Raw genomic sequence first — 1,231 nt, forward strand, 5'->3', positions numbered from 1 at the left:
TGGAACTGTCGCGGTTTGATGCCGCTCCTTTGATAGCATTTATTGCAGAAAAGGAGACGAACTATGGGACTGAAACGGACGGACGAATTCCGCGCTGATGCGGTGCGGCTCGCACTGACGAGTGGGCTGACACGGAAGCAGGTGGCGTCAGATTTGGGCGTTGGCCTGTCGACGTTGAATAAGTGGGTTACGGCGCATCGGGATACCGAGGTGGTGTCGGACAAAGACTTGGACCTTGCCCGTGAGAATGAACGGCTTCGACGCGAGAACCGTATTCTCAAGGAGGAGAGGGATATCTTAAAAAAGGCCACAGTCTTCTTCGCGAGCCAAAAGCCATGAGGTTCAGGTTCATCGAAGAGCACGGCTGCGATTTCCCGACCAACCGCCTCTGCCAGGTTCTAGACGTCAGCGAGCGAGGCTTACGCGCTTATCGAAGCCGCCCGGCCAGCCAACGGCAGCGAACCGACATGGTCGTGCTGGCACACATCAAGGAACAATCTCGCCTTAGCTTGGGCAGCTATGGCAGGCCGAGAATGACGGAAGAGTTGAAAGAGCTTGGTTTGAACATCGGCCATCGGCGCGTCGGTCGATTGATGCGCGAGAATGGTATCCGCGTTGAGCGGTCGAAGAAATACAAGGTGACCACTGACAGCAACCATGCGTTCAACATTGCCCCCAATCTGCTGAACCGGGACTTCCATGCGGATGCGCCCAATCAGAAATGGGCGGGCGACATCAGCTACGTGTGGACGCGTGAGGGATGGCTTTATCTCGCTGTGATCCTTGATCTGCACTCTCGGCGTGTAATTGGTTGGGCGGTCAGCAACCGGATGAAGCGTGATCTCGCGATCCGGGCTTTGAAGATGGCCATCGCGCTGCGAGAACCGCCCAAGGGCTGCGTCCATCACACGGATCGCGGGTCGCAATACTGCTCACATGACTACCAGAAGATATTGCGCCAGCACGGGTTCAAGGCGTCGATGAGCGCCAAAGGCAATTGTTATGACAACTCTGCCGTCGAGACGTTCTTCAAAACGATCAAAGCTGAGCTGATCTGGCGACGGACTTGGAAAACGCGGCGATATGCTGAAATGGCCATCTTCGAATACATCAACGGCTTCTACAATCCACGCCGACAGCACTCAGCATTGGGCTGGAAAAGCCCCGTCGCCTTCGAGCGAAAAGTGGCCTAAACGAGCACTGGGGGCGGCACAAAAGCGGGACAGGTCCA

The 1,231-nt window shown here is 56.1% G+C and carries 1 protein-coding gene; it reads left to right on the top strand.

The features are described 5' to 3' along the window. The first annotated feature begins 63 nt into the window (after nucleotides 1–63). Nucleotides 64–1,193 (top strand): IS3 family transposase gene (locus tag GFB49_RS20905; RefSeq protein WP_153218192.1). Its coding sequence is split into 2 segments (ribosomal slippage): nucleotides 64–307 and nucleotides 307–1,193, totalling 1,131 coding nucleotides; the frame shifts between segments, so codons are not numbered across the junction. The last annotated feature ends 38 nt before the right edge of the window (nucleotides 1,194–1,231 follow it).

It is taken from the genome of Tritonibacter litoralis (genome assembly GCF_009496005.1).
Classification (GTDB): Bacteria; Pseudomonadota; Alphaproteobacteria; order Rhodobacterales; family Rhodobacteraceae; genus Epibacterium; species Epibacterium litoralis.